Genomic DNA, 16,666 nt, shown 5'->3' on the forward strand with positions numbered 1-16,666 from the left:
GCACAATACTGCAAGAATTATTTGGCTTTCTGCTCCCGGTTTCGGGTCTCGCCCGAGACTGCACCTTCCAGGCCGGTGCTGCCATAGAGCCAGTCGATCTGATCGTACCAGTCCGAAGGCGTTCTGGCGTTCATCACAGTGTTCCGCAGGGCGGCATGGGCACCTGCCGGATGATAGACGTGCTCACCGATCTCACGCGACTGCAACTGCACGCGTGCGGTGCGCAGCCGGCGCCGGTTCTGATAGTTCACCAGAGCCTGATCGATATCGCCCCCTTGCCCCACTTCATGCGACAGGCAGACCGCGTCTTCCATCGCCATGCAGGCACCCTGTGCGAAATACTGCAGCATCGGGTGCGCCGCATCGCCCAGCAGCGCAACCCGCCCGTCCACCCAGTCCATGACCGGGTCACGGTCGCAAAGCACCCAGAGTTTCCAGTCCTTGCCACGCTCGATGATCTGGCGCGCGACAGGGCTGACATGCTCGAATCCCTTCTCCACCTCGTCGCGGCTGACAGGCAGGCCCGCCACGGGTTCCGGCGCATCATTGTGATAGGTGACGACCAGATTGAAGAGCTTCCAGCCGGACAGCGGATAGTGAACGATATGGCACTTCGGCCCGGCCCAGAGCGTCGCCGCGTTCCAGCGCAGGTCCTCCGGCATCTGCTCCACCGGAATCACACTGCGATAGGTGGTATGGCCGGAGACGCGGGGCGCGCCGTCCCCCACCAACTGCTGGCGGATGTTCGACCAAAGTCCATCGGCCCCGATCAGCGCCTGGCCGGTGACCTGCTCCCCATTCTCCAGCAGGGCTGTCGCCGTCGTGCCATCCTGCGCATAGCCCGCGACACCCGCGCTGGTGCGCAGTTCCACCAGATCATGATCGATGCAGGCCTTCAGGAAGACGCCGTGCAGGTCACCGCGATGCACCACGGCGTAGGGGTTGCGGAACCGCGCCCGGAAGGCGTCATCCAGCGGGATGCGGGTGATCTCCTCCCCGCTCAGGGCGTCCATCAGGCGCAGGTTGTCGATGTAGATCGCCATGGCCCGTGCCGCATCGCCGACCCCCAGGTAGTCAAAGGCGTGAAACGCGTTCGGCCCCAACTGGATGCCCGCCCCGATCTCCCCCAGTTCCGCCGCCTTCTCCAGCACGATGGAGCGGACACCCTGCTGCGCCAGCCCGATCGCCGTGGCCAGTCCGCCGATACCGCCCCCCGCGATGACGATCCGATCCATGCTCATTGTTCTGCTGCTCCCGTTTTCAGGCGGAGGCAAGCAGGTCGGCATTGCCGCCCGCCGCCGTCGTATCGACACAGATCGCACGCTCGTGCGCATAGGCCTGCGGGCAGATCCGGCTGTCGATCACGGGCAGCAGCGCCCCGTCGCGCCTTGCCATCGCCTTGCGGTATGCCGGATCACCGGGCGCGCAGGCCACGGCATCGATTTCCATGTCGGTCAGGAAATCCGGTGCGATGGTACCGTCCAGTGCCACGACCGGGAGCCCGGCCTGGGCGAGCGGTCGGATGCGGGCCGAGACCTCCGGCGCAATGGCCAGCACCCGATTGCCTGCGCGCAGGGCCTGCACGGCCTGATCCAGCGCCGTGTCGGCATCGGGACCCAGGCAGAGCACCGTACCGCGCGGATGCAGCCAGAGGTAATTTGCCTCCCCCGTCGGCCCCGGCAGATCGACCGGCCCCATGTCCAGCGCCGCCGCAGCGGTCATGGCCTGACGTGCCCGACCGCGCAGGGCGGTGCGCAGGGCGGCGAGGACTTCGTCGCCACGGCCGTCGCCACGGCCACCGGCCTTCAGTTTCTGCAGATCGGAGAGCGCCCTGCGCACAGTGGCCCAGTCAAGCGCGGGCGCCATCTGCGCCGCCGGCGCCTCGGCCCGCTGCATCCGGAAGCGGGAGAGATAGTGCGGCCCGCCGGCCTTCGGCCCGGTACCCGACAGACCCTCACCGCCGAAGGGCTGCGATCCGACGATGGCACCGATCTGGTTGCGGTTCACATAGACGTTGCCGACGGCGATGGAATCCACCAGTTGCTGCACCCGCCGGTCGATCCGTGTATGCACGCCAAAGGTCAGCCCGTAGCCCCGGCCATTGATCGCCTGCACGACCTTCCCCAGGTCCCCGGCGCGGAAGGTGGCCACATGCAGGATCGGCCCGAAGACCTCCCGCTCCAGCGCCTCGATGCCGGAGACACGGACGATGGACGGCTGCACGAACAGCCCCGTGTCCGGCACATCCAGCTGCTTGCCCAGCTTTCCCGCCTGAGCCTGCGCCGCGCAATAGTCCGCGATGCCCGACCGCGCGTCCTCGTCGATCACCGGTCCCACATCCGTGCTCAGGTCCCAGGGATCACCGACGCTGAGTGCATCTATGGCACCGGCAAGCATCTCCAGAATCCGGTCGGCCACATCCTCCTGCACATAGAGCATGCGCAGGGCAGAGCAGCGCTGGCCCGCGCTCTGGAACGAACTGGCCACGATATCGCGCACCGCCTGTTCCGGCAGGGCCGTCGAATCCACGATCATCGCGTTCAGGCCACCAGTCTCCGCGATCAGCATCGCGGCGGGTGCGGTTTCGGCCAGTTGCCCCTCGATCATCCGCGCCACCTCGGTGGAGCCGGTGAAACAGACCCCTGCGATGCGCGGGTCAGCGGTCAGCGGCTGCCCGACGGACGGGCCATCACCACAGACAAGCTGCAGTGCGTCGCCCGGAATGCCCGCCTGATGCAGCAGCGCCACCGCGCGTGCCGCGATCAGCGGCGTCTGCTCCGCAGGCTTCGCGATCACCGCATTGCCGGTGACGAGTGCCGCCGCCACCTGCCCGGTGAAGATGGCCAGCGGGAAGTTCCAGGGCGAGATGCAGACGATCACGCCACGCGCCGTGCCCTCCTGCTCCGCCACAACCGACTGGTCGGCGTAATAGCGCAGGAAATCCACGGCCTCCCGCACCTCCGCAACGCCATCAAGCTGCGACTTCCCGGCCTCCCGCGTGGCGAGCGCCATGAACTCGATCATGTGCTCCTCATACAGGTCAGCGGCGCGACGCAGCATTGCCGCGCGCTCCGCAACCGGTGTTGCCGACCAGTCCGGGAACACTTCCGCCGCCTTGGCGATGGCCGCGACGGCATCCGCCGCGTTCGCTTCCGCCACCTGTCCCACGACCTCATCCGGTCGCGCCGGATTGGTGACATCACGGCTGCCTGCCGTTCCCGCCCCAGCCTGCCAGACGAAAGGCGCGGCGAAGGGGGCGCGGCCAGCCTCGACCCTTGCCACGGTGACCGGGTCGGTCAGGTCGATACCGACCGAGTTGGCCCGCGCCGGCCGGAACAGGTCCGCGGGCCGCCGGATCGCAGGATTGGCCGTGATGCCGTCCGCAATCCCGAGCATCGGATCGGCGGCGATTGTCTCCGGCGCGATGGCGGGATCGACGATCTGATGCACGAAGGAGGAATTGGCCCCGTTCTCCAGCAGCCGCCGCACCAGATAGGCCAGCAGGTCGCTGTGCGCGCCCACCGGCGCATAGATGCGACAGGGCACGCCGCTCTCGGACTTCAGGATGTCGTGCAGCCGTTCCCCCATGCCATGCAGACGCTGGAACTCGAAACCGCTGCGTTCCTCGCCCGCCAGATGCAGCACTGCCGCCGCCGTGTGGGCATTGTGGGTCGCGAACTGCGGGTAGATCCGGTCCCGCGCGTCCAGCAGCTTGCGGGCGCAGGCCAGGTAGCTGATGTCGGTATGGATCTTCCGGGTGAACACGGGGAAACCATCCAGCCCCATGACCTGGGCCTTCTTGATCTCCGTGTCCCAGTAGGCCCCCTTCACCAGGCGCACCATGATGCGGCGATCAAGCTCGGTGGCCAGCGCATGCAGCCAGTCGATGACGGCATGGGCGCGCGGCCCATAGGCCTGCACGACGACACCGAAGCCATCCCAGTCTTCCAGCGAGGGGTCACGCAGTATCTGCTCGATCACGTCCAGGGAGGTATCGAGGCGGTCCGCCTCCTCCGCATCGATGTTGAAGCCCATGCCGGCATCCCGTGCCGCGCGGACAAGTTCCAGCGTCCGGGCGGCCAGTTCGGGCACCGCCCGCGCCCGCTGCGCGAACTCGTAGCGCGGATGCAGCGCCGAGAGCTTGACGGAAATTCCCGTGCTTTCATGCATGCCGGAATTGCGGCCATGTTCCGCCAGTCGATCGATCGCGTTGGCATAGGACGCGTGATAGCGGTCGGCGTCATCGGCGGTCAGCGCTGCCTCCCCCAGCATGTCGAAGGAATAGCGATAGCCCTTCGCGATCATGCGGTCGGCGCGCTTGATCGCCTCGTTGATGGTGCGGCCCAGGACGAACTGGTTACCCATCTCCTGCATCGTGCGGGTGACGGCGGTACGGATCACCGGCTCCCCCAGACGGCGCACCATCCCGCGCAGGGTGGCGACCACGCCGCCCTCCCGATCATCCAGCATATGCCCGGTCAGCATCAGCGCCCAGGTCGATGCATTGACCATCAGCGACCCGGAATCGCCGACATGCGCGGCCCAGTCATGCGGCACGATCTTGTCCTGGATCAGGTCGTCGATGGTCTCAGCGTCCGGCACGCGCAGCATCGCCTCCGCCAGGCACATCAGGGCCACGCCCTCGCTGGTGGACAGGCCGTATTCGCCCAGGAAGCTCTCCATCATGGTGGGCGCACCGCCGGAGCGGACAGCACGCACCAGGGCGGCGGCACGGTCGGAAATGGCAGCGCGGTCAGCCTCGGTCAGGTTCGCCTGCGCGGCCAGGTGCCCGACGGCACCGACCTCCTCGGCGCGCAACTGTGTCCGCATCCGCTCCCGCAATTCACCCAGCATCCGGCACTCCTGTCAGTACGATCTGTTCACGCCGTTGCGCGACCCGTTCGACGACCCGTTCGCGGATCATTGCATGGTTTTCACGGCACCGAACAGGGTGCCAGCACGTCGGCATCCAGCGCGTCTGCCCGCGCCGCCGTCCGGCTGCTGGCCGACATCACGCCTACCACGCGGTAGCCCTCCGCGACCGCTTGCAGAACCGGCGCGCCGGAGGTTCCGGGCCGGACCGGACAGGCCACACGTATCCCGCCGCCGGCCTCCAGCTTCCAGAGATGGCAATGATGCTGTTGCAGCATGTGTGCTCGCGGAATGGCGTAGCCGGGAATCAGCAGGTCGTCGCCCGGCGCGATCCGCCTGTCGCTGTCCCCCAGGACGAATGCGGGGGCGTCCGGTGCGGCATTGCACAGGACTGCGATATCGCGCCCGCGAATGATGTGCCATGCAGCGCGCGGCGCGGAGACATGCTGCGCCAGGTCGCCCCGGTCATAGCCGCGCAGGAAGTGCACCTGCTCCCCGTCCCAGCCGGGCATGCAGTGGGCCGCGGTCACGACATGGCCGCCCTCGACCACGAAACCGGTGCAGTGGGAACGGTTGCGGAAACCGGCGTGATTGATCCGGCCGCTGGCGGACGCCATCAGCCTGTCGTCTGCCAACAGGTCGGGTGCGAGAGCTGAACCGCAGAACAGCAGACCAAGCAGCAGACCCAGCAGCAGCAGGCTGAACCGGGCCATGTTGCGCCACCGATCCGGCTAGAGCTTGATCGTCAGACCGCCATCCACCATCAGCATGTGACCGCTGACGTAAGACGCTGCTTCGGAGCAGAGGAAGATCGCGGCACCGGCGATCTCGTCGGGATTGCCCCAGCGTGCCACCGGGGTCCGCCCCTCCACCATCGCGGTGAATTCGGCATCTTCCATCAGGGGACGATTGAACTCGGTCCCGAAATAGCCCGGCCCGATGCCGTTCACGGCAATCCCCTGTGGCGCCAGTTCGTTTGCCAGCGCCTTGGTCAGCCCGGCTACGGCATGCTTCGTCGAGACATAGGACACGATGTTGGGGCGCCCGATGTGGGACATGACGGAGCCGATGTTGAGGATGCGGCCATAGCCCCGTGGCACCATCAGCCGCGCGGCCTCCCGCGACATGACATACAGGGAGGTCAGGTTGGTATCGACGACCTGGCGGAAGTCCTCCGTCGTGCTTTCAAGCAGGGGAGAGCGGACAACCGTGCCCGCATTGTTGACCAGGATGTCGAGACGACGATGGTCCGTGACGATGGAGGCCAGGGCTTCCTTCGCCGCTTCCTCATCCGTCACATCGAAGCAGCGCAGGTCGGCCTGACCGCCCCTGTGCTCGATCTCCGTGACAACTTTCCCCAGCGCATCCTCGTCCCGGGCATTGACGACAACACGTGCCCCGGCGGACGCCAGACCCAGGGCAATCGAGCGGCCCAGCCCCCGGCTGGCGCCGGTTACCAGTGCAATCCGGTTGTCGAGCCTCAACTGATTGAACATCGCGCTATTCCTGTCCCCGAATGATTCCGAACCGGGCCCTGATCCCGGAATCTTTCAGTAGCGTGACAAGCTCACTGGGTCCAGTTGCCATTGTCCTGCAGGAACCAGGTGCCGCGCGGCGCGGACTTGCGAATCTGCTGCGCATAGACCCGTCCCACCTGTTCGGGCGAAACCCCCTGTGCGGCGGCGCGATCCCGATAGATGCCGAGCCGCTGTGCGTTCACGCCCTCGACAAACTTCGCGGTCGCGGCACTACCGTCACGGGCGACCGCCAGACCGTCGAAGCGTTCACCGACCGCACCGGAGCTGCGCAGGGCGTCCAGTGACTGGGCCATCGCCGGACTGCCAGCCATGGCCACCGACAGAGAAAGGGCAGCGGCAAGCATCAGAAATGTACGACGCAGCATCAGAAAATCCCCGGATTGGTTTTGATGTCGTTCTTGGCGGCTTCCTCCAGCCGGACCCGCACATCCGCATCCAGCTTTATGTTCAGGTTGATGGTGATCGGCTCCTTCGGGGCCTCCACCTGAACCGTCGGCGTACAGGCAACCAGCAATGCGGCAAGAGCCATCACGCCGCCGATACCGGGCAGTCCGGTACCGCGCTGCCTCCGCCACTCTTCCGATCCTGCTGCCATGGTCATGTTCCCGAATATGCGTGCCGACATGCTGCGGCCTGACCAGGTCTACTGCAAGGACTTGATACCCTGCTCGATCATGCCGCTTGATGCCCGATATACCGTCAATATGGTCGCAAGAAGGCGATCCGCATCCCCGCTCACCGAAATGTTGAACCGGAACGGGTGCCCGTCCAGCACCGCCGGATTGAGACCGCCGAGCGTGATCAGCATCGTCGTCTCGCCCTCCAGCGGCTTGTCGAGACTGACTTCCAGCACGTCGTAGCGGAAATCCTCCAGCGTGCGGATCATCAGGTCGAGTTCGTCACCGCCCTGCTGACCGAGAATGCCGCGCAGCACATTGCCATCCAGTTGCAATGTCCCTGGACCATCCGCGACCAGCTTGCCCTGACGCACCACGACGCCGTTTTCGCCGACGATCTCCACCGGCAGGGTACCGGACAGGCTGCCGGTCAGGATGAAGTCCTCCAGTCCTGCCAGATCAACGATTGTTGCCATGTCGATGCGCTGCAGGTCGACATCGATCCTGCGGCGCGTTTCATCGGCACGCAGCTCGAACGGCCGCATCGCCATGCGCCCGCCGAGCACATCGCCATGCAGGTCCAGGATGCGGGCGATGGTTTCATCGCCATCCTGCGCCAGTTCGAACCGCAGCAGCATGTCGCGGATGTCCGCAGGGCCGGAGAGCAGGGCGATCCGCACCTCCTGCGGCGCGTCGGTGCGTGGCGGCAGAAGCTCCTCCAGATGCAGCGTCCCATTGATGCCTGACAGGGCGAACTCCGTTACCGCAACACTGCCGTTTGTCACGTTCAGATCGAGGTCGGCGGACAGCGCCTCGGCCTGCCGAAGAGTCACCTCCGCTGAAACGGATCCCTCCGGCAGGGCGGTCCCGGCAGGCAGGACCACATCGCGCAGCACCTCCGCCAGCAACGGCAGAGCCGTCTCGGGTAGCACCATCCGTGCCTGCGCCGCGCCCGTGGCCGGATCCGCATCCGCGGAGACGTCGATGCCGATGGCACCTGACGACAGCCGCCCCGCGAGTGCGGCCCGCGCCTCCAGAACGTCCAGCGTGCCGTCGAAGGACATCGGCGGCAGCGAAAGGCCGGACAATCCATCCAGGTTCATGTCTGCCACCGAGATCTCTGCCTTCACACTCTGCGGTGAGGGCCGGACCTTTCCCCTGATCCTGAGCGGACCACTGCGGGCGAGACCGGGCGCTGACAGACCGTCACTGTCGAGGGTCACGGAACCGTACATCGTGCCGAAGCCATAGCCGTCGAGATCGAAACCGAACCGCATCGGCTCGAGGGTGAACTGGCTCTCCGCGATTTCGGGTGCGGTGACCGGGCCGGACGAAGCCACGAACGCCCCCCTGGTGACCATGCCCTTGCCTGGGACGAGCGCGAACTGGACCTCCTCAAGGGCTATCTCCGGCGCGTCGATGCTGACAGCGGGCTCCGCGAGCGCCAGGCGACCGGCCCGCACGGGGCCGTTCAGGCGGACCCGCAGCCGCTCCGCCGACTCGACAGTGAGGTCGAGGGCCAGCGCCGCGGAAACCGTCTCTGCGTCGGCATCGCCGACCGACAGGGCAGAGGATGAACCCTGCAACCGGCCATGAAGCTCGGACTGCGCGCCAAGCAGGAGTTTGCCGTCATAGTGCAGGCGGTCGATGTCCTGCTGCATCACCGAAAGCCCGGTCACGGTCAGCGTGGCGCCTGTCACATCAAGCCCGGTGCCGGAAAGCCGCGCATTCTCCAGTTCGGCGGCCAGCCTCAGCGGGCCGCTCCGCGTGTCCAGCCCGCCGCGGAAGGAAATCGCGCCGGGTTCGGCCAGCGCAAGGGTTGCCGTCATGCCCGGACGGACCGCGAAGGACGCCCCGGGGCCGTAGCGCAGCGCAAGGTCCCGCGCCTGAGCCACCTTGGGAACCGCTTCCGACGTCAGACTCAGCCTGTTGAAATCGAGCGTGATCTCCCCCGCGCCCAGCTTGCCGTCGGCTGCCAGATCGAGCGCAATGTCACCGAAGTCCGCCCCTGCGGAATGAGCGGAGGCGGGCAGGCGGAGATCGCCCTCCAGCCTTACCTCCCCCACTGATGTCCTGATCAGACCGGCAATGTCGGGAATGGTCACATCGGCATCTGCAGTGGCCACCAGCGCGAACGAGAGATCGGCGGAACCGCCACTCACCGGCAGGTCTCCTGCGACGTCGGAGATCAGCGGCAGGGTCTGGGCCAGATCGCCAAGGCTGGCCTGGACGCCGAGATCGATCGTCGGCTGGTCGAACGGCGCGGCGAGCAGCAGGCTGCCGGTCAGATCGCCCCCGGGAAGGGCGGCAGTCAGATCGGCGGAGATCAGGTCGGGCTGTCGGCCCAGTGTGAGATCGAGCGACGCGACGGCCAGACTGGTGCGCAGACCGGGCACGTTGAGGGACACATCGCGGGCGGACAGGATGACACCGCCTGTCAGGTCCGAAGCCAGATCGACCCGCAGTTCGCCTTCAACCAGGCCCAATGCGCCGGAGACCCTGATAGGTCCCGACCCGTCAAGCTGACCCTCATGCAGCCTATAGTCGCCACCCAGGGTCAGCCCGTGCAGCGCGTTCTCCTTGGTGATCAGCACCTGCACGCCATGCAGACCGAGCGTCGGCAAGTCTGCAGGCAACGCAAGCGGCACGGAGGCATCGGCGGGCGATCCTTCAGCAGACTCCGCCAGACGCATGACCGGTCCCGCGTCCAGCCCGTCCGGCCCATGCGCAACACGAACGCCGAGACCGTGGACGTCCACTGACCCGATGCTCATGCCGTCAAATCCGACGATGATCCGTCTGGCCGAAACGTGCGGCGCTTTCAGGTCACCGATGGCAACGGCGCGCAGTTCGATTCCATCGGGCCCCAGCGCCGAGACCGTCAGTTCGACCGGCGCGACCCCCTTGCCTTCCAGGTAGGCGACCGCCAGCGACTCGACCACGAAATGGCGGAAAAGCACCAGCCCGCCCAGCATGACAAGCAGGACAACCGCCAGAATGCCGAGGATTCGGAGCGGCCACGCCACGGTTGCGGGCCTAGCGCCGTCCTGCGGCATGGGCCGCCTGGCCTTCCAGGATCGACCATTCGACGATGTCCCGCAGCACAGCACCCAGCGCCTCATCGAACGCGCGGATATTGGCAAGCATGCCCGTGCCCGCTGGCTGGGCGGTGGCTTCGAAACTCGCTGAGTTGATGATCAGCTGGCGCGGCTGGCGGATCAGCTTCGCATTCACCCGAACCCGGACCAGGCCGCCACGATAGGGCTCCACCTGGAACTCCCGCAGTTCGGTCTTGAGACTGAAATCGGAGCGCAGGCCGATGGCCTGCCGGCCGACCGCGACGATGGTGCCGCTGTTCTCGAAGCTCTCCACCAGCAGGGTCTGGATCATCTTCGGTGCCCGTTCGGTCCAGCGGCTGTCAGAGAAATACTTCAGCTCGATCTCGTTGGGCTTCACGGCAATGCGCGAACTGTCCAGCCCACCGGCGGCCAGCGGCTCCTCGATCACCAACTGCCAGGCGACGGCAGGCAGACCCGCCTGGAAGGTGCTCTTGGGCGTCAGGGTGAAGATGTTGGACGCGGCCTTCGGCACCCCCAGGAAGTTGCCACAGGCTGCCAGTGACAGCGCCGCGACCAGCGACAGTGCGACCAGGGTCAGTCGGGTCATCTGTTTCATTCCGCATCGACCTCCGCCGCTTCAACACCCAGCAGGGTCTGTGCCCCACCTGCTTCCAACCGTTCCGTCAGGCGGGAGATTGCCGCCACCATCAGACGTGCCTCCGTGATGAAACGCTGCGCCTCCGACAGCCCGTCATGGGTGAAATCGACCAGCGGCTGCTCACTGCCCTGCACGATCCGGTTGACCGCTCCCATCGTCGCAGCCAGGTCTCGGTTCGTGGCGCGCAGTTCGTTCACCAGCGCGCCGAAATCCACTGACACGGCCTGATCGATCCCGATCATGGTGCCGCGCGCCACGGCCATGGTCTCCGACAGGTCATCGACCAGGGCATCGGCCTTGCCCGCCGCCGAGGCGACGCTGGCCGCGCTCCGCTCCATCGCGATCAGGGTATTCTCGATACCGGACTGCTGATTGGCCAGCGTCCCGGTCAGCAGTTTCAGATCGGAAAGAATTCCGGCGAACTGGGCCTGATTGTCTTCCCCCAGCAGGTCGGCCAGACGTTCGGAGACGATGATCGCACGGCCCAGCAGCTCGGGCGCGCCGGAGAACAGGCGTTCCAGTTCCGATGGCGCGGACGGGATGATCGGTCGCTCCGCCAGCGGCGGGGTGGTCAGCAACGGGCTGCGGGCAACCGCACCCTCGATGTTCACATAGGCGACACCGGTGATGCCCTGCAGCTTCAGCTTGGCGACATCGCCTTCGCGGATGGGGGTCGCCTCGTCCACCTCGACCGCGGCGCGAACCTGGCTCGGATCTTCCTGGTCGATGACGATCTCCAGCACCCGCCCGATCCGGATACCGCGGTAGCGGACATCGCCACCGACGGCGAGGCCCGCTACGGATCCCCTGAAGAAGATGTCGTAGGTCTTTGTCTTGCTGTCGATATCAGCGCTCGACAACCAAACGACCATGCCCATGAACAGCAGGGTGAACAGCAGTACCGCACTGCCGATGAGCACATGGCTGGCACGGGTTTCCATCATTGCCTCGCTTTTCGGGCCGCACGCGCCCTCGGGCCGTGAAAATAGGATTGCAGCCAGGGATGCGGATGCTCTTCCAGTTCCGCAATCGGCGCGACAGCCAGGACCCTTCGCTCCGCCAGAACCGCCACACGGTCGCAAATCGCATACAGGCTGTCCAGATCGTGGGTCACCATGAAAACGGTCAGTCCGAGCGTGTCGGACAGTTCCCTGATCAGCAGGTCGAAATCCGCCGCCCCGACGGGGTCGAGACCGGCCGTTGGCTCATCGAGGAACACGATCTCCGGATCCAGCGCCAGCGCCCGCGCCAGGCCGGCCCGCTTCCGCATGCCGCCCGACAGTTCGGAAGGGAACTTGGCACAGGCTTCGTGCGGCAGGCCGACCATGGCGATCTTCAGCCCCGCCAGTTCGTCCATCAGGGCCGCAGGCAGATCCGCATGCTCGCGCATCGGGGCCTCGACATTCTCCGCAACCGTGAGCGAACTGAACAGCGCACCGTTCTGGAACAGCACCCCCCAGCGACGCTCCAGTGCCTGCCGGTCGGCGGGCTCCAGCCGGGCGAGTTCCTGGCCGAAGACCTCGATCTTGCCCGCCGCCGGGCGGTTCAGGCCGATGATGGTCCGCAGCAGGACGGACTTGCCGGTGCCGGACCCCCCAACGACGCCCAGCACCTCCCCCTTGCGGACCTCGAGATCCAGTCCCTCATGCACCACCTGTGGTCCGAAACGGTTGAGCAGTCCCGTCACACGGATGATCGGCGCATTCTCTTCCTCAAGCACCATCCCAGGTCAGACTCCGACAATGTTGAAGAATATCGAGAAAATGGCATCGACGACGATGACGATGAAGATCGCCTGAACCACGGCGATCGTCGTCTGGCGTCCCAGCGAGTCCGCGCTGCCACCGGTCTGCAGCCCGGCGTAGCACCCCACCAGCCCGATCAGGGCGCCGAACACCGGGGCCTTCGCCAGCCCGACCAGCAGGGTCCAGAGCGAGACCGCATTCGTCAGCCGGTCGACATAGAGCGTCGGCGGAATATCCAGTGCCACCCAGGCCATCAGCCCGCCACCGATCAGACCCATCAGATCGGCGAACAGGGCCAGCGGCCCCATCATCAGGAACAGGGCGAGCACCCTCGGCAGCACCAGCACCTGTACCGGATCAAGCCCCAGCGCGCGCAGTGCGTCCACTTCCTCGTTCACCTTCATGGAACCAAGCTGGGCCGCGTAGGAACTGCCGGATCGTCCGGCCACGACAATCGCCGTCAACAGGATCCCGATCTCCCGCAGCACCGACACGCCGATCAGGTTGACCACGAAGATCTCCGCACCGAACCGCTGCAACTGTGCCGCGCCCTGAAAGGCCAGCACGACACCGACGAGGAAGGAGATCAGGCCAACGATGGGCAGGGCATTCAGTCCTGCCCGCTCCATGTGATGCACTGTCGCCGTCAGACGCAGTCGGCCCGGTCGACGCAGTGCCCCCATCGCCGCCGCCACCGTCGCCCCCATGAAGCCGAGCATCGCCCCGGCTTCCCGCCCCGCCTCCAGCGTTGCATTGCCCAGCCGCGCCAGGATGACGACAAACGGATTGCCGCCCCGCGACGGTTCCGCAGGCTCCGCCCGTGCGGCGGACACGCGCTGCACAAGCGCCGACACACCATGTGGCGCGGCAATCATCGCCTCGGGCAGGGCGACCGACAGGCGGTCCGCGAGTCTCAGCAACAGCCAGGCGCCCGTGGTGTCGAAGCCGGTGATGCCCCCCAGATCAAGCTGGCGGAGGGAACCGGGCTCGATCCGCACCTGCCGGATCAGACTGTCGATCCTGCGTGCATGCGCGACCGTCCAGTCGCCTTTCAGATGCAGCACACCGCCCTGCCCCTGCGCCAGCCAGGTCGTGTCGGTGGGCTGGTTGCCTTTGGCACTGGCAGTGGAAATAGTGGCCACCTCGGAAATCACCATCTCGGGAAGGACTGAAATGCCCCGGTTCGATGCAAACATAGACCTCTTGTTCACCGAACGGCCATTCCTTTCCCGGTTCCAGGCGGCGCGCGATGCCGGAATCGATGCGGTCGAGATCCTGTTCCCCTACGCCCACGACGCGGACGAGATCGCCGACGCGGCCCGCGCCGCAAACGTGGACATTGCCCTGATCAACACGCCAATGCCGAATGCGCAAGCGGGCGACGTCGGCTGCGCGACGCAACCCGAGCGGCGCGGTGAGTTCGAGCGGCTGATGGCGCGGGCGCTCGCCATGGCAACCAGCATTGGCGCGGCGGGCATTCATGTCATGGCCGGACATGGGGACGCCACGGACAAGGCGGCCAACGACTGCCTGGTCGCCAACCTGAAGCAGGCGGCGATCGAGGCGGCCCCGGGCGGCGTCAGACTGATGCTGGAGCCGCTGAACACGGTCGACCGGCCCGGATACTTCCTGACCACCAACGACCACGCCTGTCGGCTGCTGGACCGGATCGGGGCGGCGAACGTGCGCTTGCAGTTCGATGCCTATCACACCCAGATCATGACCGGCGATCTGACCCGGGCCTTTCGCGACCTGTTCGACCGTATCGGCCATGTCCAGATCGCCAACCCGCCGGACCGTCATGAACCCGGCATGGGTGAGGTTGATTTCGACTGGTTCCTGCGCCTGGTGGACACCATGGCCTACACCGGCCCTGTCGGGCTGGAATACATCCCTTCAACCACGACGGAGGCCAGCCTGGTCTGGTTTCGCGATCATGGATTCCTGTGAACCGGCACCTCACGCGCCCTTGAATTGCGCGGCGCGATCACATGCGGTTCTGCTGCGTGGCATGAGACACCTTCGCCTGCACCTGTTGATCCTCTTGCTGCTGATGCCCCTCACGGCGCGCGCGGACGCGGCGTTGCTGTCCCCGGACCAGGCCTGGGAGGAAGCAAGCGCGGGTCGGATGCTGATCATCGACGTACGCAATGCGGCCGAATGGGCATGGACCGGGGTGCCAAGGGGGGCGGCACGGGCAAGCTGGTGGCAGATCGGCGGGGAAAGCGGTTTTCTGGAGGACGTGCTTGCCATCGTCGGCCATGAGCGCGACCGCGCCATCGCGCTGATCTGCGCCCGTGGTGTCCGCTCCAGCGACGCGGCGGCCTTCCTGCGGGCAAACGGATTCAGCAATGTGCGCGACATCGGCGAGGGCATGCTCGGCAGCGCCGCCGGTCCCGGCTGGCAGAAGCGCCAATTGCCGCTGGAGTGACGATGGCCATTGAACCGTGCCGACTGATCGCCAGATTGAACGCAGGAGCGGACACAACGGCACTGGAGACAGACGGCATGCGCGCAATCCTCAGGCACCTGGCAAGGACCATGTTCTTCGTTCTGGCCCTTCCGGCCGGATCAGCTCTCGGTGCCGGCGATGTCGAGAAGGGCGAAGCGGCATTCCGCAAGTATTGCGCCCAGTGCCATATCCCGCTGCCGGGTGATCCCCTCGCTGCACCGAAACTGAACGGTGTTGTCGGTCGGCCCATCGCCGCCGCCCCCAATTACCGCTATTCCGACCCGTTCCTCGCCCGCAAGGCGGAAGGGATGATCTGGACGGAAGAAAATCTTCGGGAGTTCATCCGGGGGCCGAGGGAATTCATCCCCGGCACCGTGATGCAGTTCGTCGGCATCAAGCGCGGCAGCATGCGCGATGACCTGATTGCCTATCTCAAGTCCATCGACTGACCTATCCTGTCAGGCATGAAACGCATCACACTGCCTGAACAGGGAACGGAATGGCCTGAGCTTTCCCGGCAGATGTCGGAGATGGCGAGGGGTGACACGGACTGGCGCGGCGGCAAGGTGCCCCTGTTCGTGTTCAAGGCGACCGACAGCGTGCAGGAAGTCGGGCAGGCCGCCTTCAATCAGTTCTTCGCCGAGAATGCGCTGGGGGCCAAGCGCGCCTTTCAGAGCCTGAAGAGAATGGAAGACGACGTCATTGCCATGGCGCTCGACCTGTTCCGCGCGCCCGGCCAGGCCACGGGCCACATGACCAGCGGCGGCAGCGAGAGCATCTTCCTGGCGGTGAAGGCGGCACGGGAACACCACCGCGCCCTGCATGGCCGTGGCCGGACGCTGAACATGGTGCTGCCGGAGAGCGCGCACCCGGCCTTCGAGAAGGCGGCGATCACCATGGATATCGACGTGCGCCGCCGTCCCCTGCGGCCCGACCGTCGGGCGGATCCGGCGACTATCGCCAGTGCGGTGGATCAGGACACGATGCTGATCGCCGGCTCCGCCCCCTGCTTCCCCTTCGGCGTTGTCGATCCGATTGCCGAACTGTCCGAACTGGCGCTGGCGCAGAACCTGTGGCTGCATGTGGATGCCTGTGTCGGCGGCTATGTCCTGCCCTTCGCCCGCGCCAACGGCGTCGCCCTGCCGGTCTTTGACATGTCCCTGGCCGGCGTCCGATCCCTGTCTGCCGACCTGCACAAGTTCGGTTTCTGCCCCAAGCCCGCTTCCACGGTTTTCTTCCGCGATCCGGAGGACATGGCGCGCAACGCCTTCGACCTGGATGTCTGGGCCAACGGCCGGTTCGTCACGCAGACACTGGTCGGCACCCGACCCGGCGGTGGCGTTGCGGGCGCCTGGGCGGTCATGAACCACCTCGGCCATGCCGGATACCGGGCCATCGCGGCGGACCTGATTTCAAACGCCCGGGCCTATCGGGATGGTATCTGCGCGATCCCCGGTCTGAAGCTGCACGCGGAACCCGATCTGACGATCATCAGCTTCGGCAGTGATGACGTCGACATCTTCAGGGTCGCCGAAGGCATGGCGGAAAAGGGATGGCTACCGGGACTGACCCAGCAGCCGAAGGGCATGCATCTGATGCTGTCGATGCTGCACGCGCCAGCACGCCCTGCCTGGTTGTCGGACCTGGCGGGCGTGATGGATATGGCGCGCGATTCACGTGACGCCGACGCGGCGCCCAGTGAGCTGAAAGCCAGTTACTGAGAAG

Annotated in this window: 15 protein-coding genes; 4 read left to right on the plus strand and 11 right to left on the minus strand. The window is 66.1% G+C overall.

Going from position 1 to position 16,666, the window contains the following annotated elements; genetic code table 11:
• Positions 1–17 precede the first annotated feature (17 nt).
• From QGV55_RS11785 to QGV55_RS11835, 11 genes are all read right to left on the minus strand, one after another.
• Positions 18–1,241 carry a 3-hydroxybenzoate 6-monooxygenase gene (locus QGV55_RS11785; RefSeq protein WP_281016614.1) on the minus strand — a complete coding sequence of 408 codons (1,224 nt, stop codon included), beginning with the start codon at positions 1,239–1,241 and terminating at the stop codon, positions 18–20.
• A gap of 19 nt (positions 1,242–1,260) precedes the next feature.
• Complete coding sequence (putA, locus tag QGV55_RS11790) at positions 1,261–4,854, minus strand: bifunctional proline dehydrogenase/L-glutamate gamma-semialdehyde dehydrogenase PutA (protein WP_281016613.1); 3,594 nt, start codon at positions 4,852–4,854, stop codon at positions 1,261–1,263.
• 80 nt (positions 4,855–4,934) lie between these two features.
• Entirely contained in the window at positions 4,935–5,585 is a 651-nt protein-coding gene (locus QGV55_RS11795; protein WP_281016612.1) for a serine protease, read from the minus strand.
• 18 nt (positions 5,586–5,603) lie between these two features.
• Positions 5,604–6,368, minus strand: coding sequence for a glucose 1-dehydrogenase (locus tag QGV55_RS11800; protein WP_281016611.1), 765 nt, complete (start codon positions 6,366–6,368; stop codon positions 5,604–5,606).
• A gap of 71 nt (positions 6,369–6,439) precedes the next feature.
• Entirely contained in the window at positions 6,440–6,775 is a 336-nt protein-coding gene (locus tag QGV55_RS11805) for a YdbL family protein (protein ID WP_281016610.1), read from the minus strand.
• The gene (locus tag QGV55_RS11810) at positions 6,775–7,035 is read right to left on the minus strand and encodes a YnbE family lipoprotein (RefSeq protein ID WP_281016609.1); all 261 of its coding nucleotides are present in this window, start codon (positions 7,033–7,035) and stop codon (positions 6,775–6,777) included. Before QGV55_RS11810 ends, QGV55_RS11805 begins: the two co-directional genes overlap by 1 nt.
• A gap of 18 nt (positions 7,036–7,053) precedes the next feature.
• A complete protein-coding gene (locus QGV55_RS11815; protein WP_281023664.1) occupies positions 7,054–10,083 on the minus strand; it encodes a YdbH domain-containing protein in 3,030 nt (1,009 codons plus the stop codon).
• The gene (locus QGV55_RS11820) at positions 10,064–10,702 is read right to left on the minus strand and encodes an ABC-type transport auxiliary lipoprotein family protein (protein WP_281016607.1); all 639 of its coding nucleotides are present in this window, start codon (positions 10,700–10,702) and stop codon (positions 10,064–10,066) included. Before QGV55_RS11820 ends, QGV55_RS11815 begins: the two co-directional genes overlap by 20 nt.
• Positions 10,699–11,688, minus strand: a complete 990-nt coding sequence (locus tag QGV55_RS11825; RefSeq protein WP_281016606.1) for an MlaD family protein — start codon at positions 11,686–11,688, stop codon at positions 10,699–10,701. Before QGV55_RS11825 ends, QGV55_RS11820 begins: the two co-directional genes overlap by 4 nt.
• On the minus strand, positions 11,685–12,467 hold the full coding sequence (locus tag QGV55_RS11830; protein ID WP_281016605.1) for an ABC transporter ATP-binding protein: 783 nt from the start codon (positions 12,465–12,467) through the stop codon (positions 11,685–11,687). The genes QGV55_RS11825 and QGV55_RS11830 overlap by 4 nt, the downstream gene beginning before the upstream one ends.
• A 6-nt stretch (positions 12,468–12,473) precedes the next feature.
• Positions 12,474–13,631 (minus strand): ABC transporter permease, encoded by a 1,158-nt coding sequence (locus tag QGV55_RS11835; protein ID WP_281016604.1) that lies wholly within the window; start codon positions 13,629–13,631, stop codon positions 12,474–12,476.
• A gap of 31 nt (positions 13,632–13,662) precedes the next feature.
• On the opposite strand from QGV55_RS11835, the gene QGV55_RS11840 reads away from it, so the two are divergent.
• The 4 genes from QGV55_RS11840 (at position 13,663) to QGV55_RS11855 (ending at position 16,662) form a co-directional block, all read left to right on the plus strand.
• On the plus strand, positions 13,663–14,439 hold the full coding sequence (locus QGV55_RS11840; protein ID WP_281016603.1) for a TIM barrel protein: 777 nt from the start codon (positions 13,663–13,665) through the stop codon (positions 14,437–14,439).
• Positions 14,440–14,500: 61 nt separating this feature from the next.
• A complete protein-coding gene (locus QGV55_RS11845; protein ID WP_281016602.1) occupies positions 14,501–14,920 on the plus strand; it encodes a rhodanese-like domain-containing protein in 420 nt (139 codons plus the stop codon).
• Between the two features lie 77 nt (positions 14,921–14,997).
• Positions 14,998–15,390: a c-type cytochrome gene (locus QGV55_RS11850; protein ID WP_281016601.1), complete on the plus strand. Its 393-nt coding sequence runs from the start codon at positions 14,998–15,000 to the stop codon at positions 15,388–15,390.
• A gap of 81 nt (positions 15,391–15,471) precedes the next feature.
• Positions 15,472–16,662 carry an aminotransferase class V-fold PLP-dependent enzyme gene (locus QGV55_RS11855; protein ID WP_281016600.1) on the plus strand — a complete coding sequence of 397 codons (1,191 nt, stop codon included), beginning with the start codon at positions 15,472–15,474 and terminating at the stop codon, positions 16,660–16,662.
• Positions 16,663–16,666: the final 4 nt, after the last annotated feature.

This window comes from Minwuia sp. IMCC3009 (genome assembly GCF_029909415.1).
In the GTDB taxonomy this organism is placed as follows: Bacteria; Pseudomonadota; Alphaproteobacteria; order Minwuiales; family Minwuiaceae; genus Minwuia.